4 protein-coding genes are annotated in these 2,657 nt (G+C 68.8%); 1 reads left to right on the top strand and 3 read right to left on the bottom strand.

Annotated elements, in window-relative coordinates; all coding sequences use genetic code 11:
* Positions 1-262: hypothetical protein (locus PV682_RS43960; RefSeq protein WP_319738568.1), on the top strand; the 262-nt coding region annotated here is incomplete at its 5' end.
* Between the two features lie 427 nt (positions 263-689).
* Here the strand turns inward: PV682_RS43960 and PV682_RS43955 are convergent.
* Genes PV682_RS43955 through PV682_RS43945 form a run of 3 tightly spaced genes read right to left on the bottom strand, consistent with a single transcriptional unit; the run spans position 690 to position 2,529 of the window.
* Complete coding sequence (locus tag PV682_RS43955) at positions 690-1,394, bottom strand: 2'-5' RNA ligase family protein (protein WP_319738566.1); 705 nt, start codon at positions 1,392-1,394, stop codon at positions 690-692.
* A gap of 31 nt (positions 1,395-1,425) precedes the next feature.
* Complete coding sequence (locus PV682_RS43950) at positions 1,426-2,265, bottom strand: hypothetical protein (protein WP_319738564.1); 840 nt, start codon at positions 2,263-2,265, stop codon at positions 1,426-1,428.
* Between the two features lie 36 nt (positions 2,266-2,301).
* A complete protein-coding gene (locus PV682_RS43945) occupies positions 2,302-2,529 on the bottom strand; it encodes a hypothetical protein (protein ID WP_319738562.1) in 228 nt (75 codons plus the stop codon).
* Positions 2,530-2,657 lie beyond the last annotated feature (128 nt).

Here is a 2,657-nt window from a genome sequence, read left to right as displayed (position 1 = left end):
GTTGAGCAGATACAACAGACGCTCGGGCATCGCGCCGCCTTCGGGTCGTAAAGCCTTGGGCACAGCTCTGACCTCCTTGTTCCTGAGACTTGAGCAGTTTCGGGAGAAGCCTCACCGAGAGCTGACGGCGGCGGTACGCCGTTCATCCGCCGTCCGGCAGCGCGTGAAACGGCGGCGGGACGGCGTACCGCCGCAGCTCGCCGCCGATGAAGCTGACGAGTCCAATGCTGTCGGGAACGAGGAACGGCGACGGAGGCGGTGAACGAAGAACGCTTCTGTGAGCGGGCGCCGGTACGGCGTCATTGGTTGAACTTGGCCGGCAGCGCCGAGCCCTCGGGCCTCGCGCGCAGGCATGTACGCCAGGCTCTCGATGAGTGCGCCGCACCGGAACGGATCGAGGACGCCGTACTGGTCGTCTCGGAGCTCGTGGGCAACACCGTCAGGCACACGATCGGCGGACCGGACTGCATGTGCGTCGAGGTGTACGCAAACGCGGCGGTGCTCTGGGTCCACGACTCGGGACGGGATGCGTCAGCGCTACGGCCCGGGCGGCGACGGCGTCTCCGGACGAGCTGACGGACAGCGGGCTCGGGCTGTTCCTCATCGAGGAACTGACCGCCGGATGGCTGGTCCGGCCGACCGCGATCGGCAAGGAGGTCGTCGTGGTTCTCCCGCTGGACGCTGGTGGGTTACCCGAGGGGGATGTTCTTCCGTACCTCCCAGCGGTACGTCCGTCCCTCGCGGCGGAGTTCGACCAACTGGACGGCGGGTACGGAGAGTTCGACCGCCGGGAGCACACGAAGCCGTGAGACCGTCTCGACGACGGGAGCGGCGGGACGACGGCGGTTGTTGTAGGCAAGGCTCAGGTGGGGGCGGAAAGCAGACGTCGGCTTCCCGGAGGCCAGACCAACGCCTCGCCCCGCTTCGACGAGCGCCTGGTGGAGCCGGAGCAGGGGTTCCCAGGGGCCGAGGGACAGGCGGACGGCGCCTCGGGAGCCGGCCAACGGCATGGCGCGCACGGAGAACGCGGCGGGCAGGAGCGCTTCCGCGTCCTGGGCAAGGCTGCCCAATTGGCCGGAGGAGACGTCGTCCGGTGCTCCCACTCGGGCCAGGGTGATGTGCAGCCCGTCCAGCGGGACTAGGTCAAGGCCGAGCGGCGCCAGTTCCTCCTGGCAGTGCCCGACAAGAGCCGCAAGCCGCCGGTCGTCCGGAAAGGTCAGCATCCAGTAGTACGCACGGCTGCCGTCCGCCCAGCCGGGGCGTGACCAGTGGTCGGTCAACTCGTCGAGCGTGCTGAACGCCGCCCAGTCGTGGACCGCGATGACAGCCGGATCGTGCGGATCGGCAGGAGGTTCGGCGGGGAAGGCGGCGGGATCGGTACTGAGCAGGGACACCCGTCGTACTCCTTCGGTTTCACACCGGCCTTTACGACGCGCAGGACGCCATGGCCAGGGTCACCGGCCACGAACTCCAGATCCGGCACTCGTCGCCATAATCGCGTACCTGCGGGCGATCACGCCACGGCGCCGCCTGCTTTCGCAAGTCACGGGACCGCTGGTAGACGGAGCTGATCGGCGTGTCCGCGCAGAACCGCAGGGCCTCCAGCCCCAGCGTCATCGCATGATCGACCTCGGGAACGCGCTGCTGCAACAGCGCGGTGGCGACATCGAGACGTCCAAGTGAACGGCTCCACACGGAGGCCGAGTGCTCCACCAGATCGTCGATCTGCCCGGCAGCCCGCAGCACCTGGGCGGTGTTGCGCAGCGCCACGTGCGACGTGACGGCGTTGGCCAGCGTCCGGGCCCGCTCGTACGGCTCGAAAGAGATGCAAGGAGTCAGTCCGGCGGGGACCTCGTGAAGGTCTGAGAGGCGGAGAGCCTGTCCGATGACCTGCTCGACGGCCCGGCGGTCGCCGGTCTTGCCCAGTGCCCGAGCCCTGCCGTTGACGAGCAGGCGGATCGACTGCACGTGGCGCGGAGCGCGCTCGACGGCAGCGGCGGCGCAGGCGTCCGCCTCGCCGTAACGGCCTGCGTAGTACAGGCCGAAGGAGAGCGTGCCGCGCGCCCAGAGTTCGGTGTCCAGGTCGCCGATCTCGCGGCTGAGGTCCCGGGCTTCGGTTCCGTACGCCTCCGCGAGCGCGAAGTCTCCCGTGTTCACGGCCATGTAGCCGAGCAGGCCGGACGCGCGGGCGGCGAGGCGGAAGAGTTCACGGCGGGTGGCCGGGGGCTGGTGGCCGTCGAGGAGAGTGTGGGTGAGCCGCCGCACCTGGCGGACCTGGGGGCGAAGGACGTACGGCCCGTCCTATTCGTACCGTTCGGTGACTTGCTCCAGGGAGGAGCCGAGGAAAGCGAGCGTGGCACCGTCGGCGTTGCCTGTCGTGAGCTGCCGCGTCCGGGCGGCGATGTCCAACGGGTTCTCGTCGGCTTCGCGTTGGTGGGGTGGGATCGGTGTCTGCCGCTGTGCGGACGGGTCCACCGCAAGGCTGTCGTCCGTCGTCGTGAACAGTTCGGATACGGGTCTACCCAGCATGTGCTCCAGCACCCGGCAGGCATCAGGACGTGAGGTTCCCCCGCTGCGCGAGAGATGTTGATCAGCTGGTCAGGAGGGGTTGACGGGTGTTCAGGTTCGTTGGTTCGGTCGTCGCCCGCTCGGCGTAG

The sequence above is a fragment of the Streptomyces niveiscabiei genome, from assembly GCF_033794345.1.
In the GTDB taxonomy this organism is placed as follows: domain Bacteria; phylum Actinomycetota; class Actinomycetes; order Streptomycetales; family Streptomycetaceae; genus Streptomyces; species Streptomyces niveiscabiei.
This window is presented reverse-complemented; position numbering and strand designations above follow the sequence as displayed.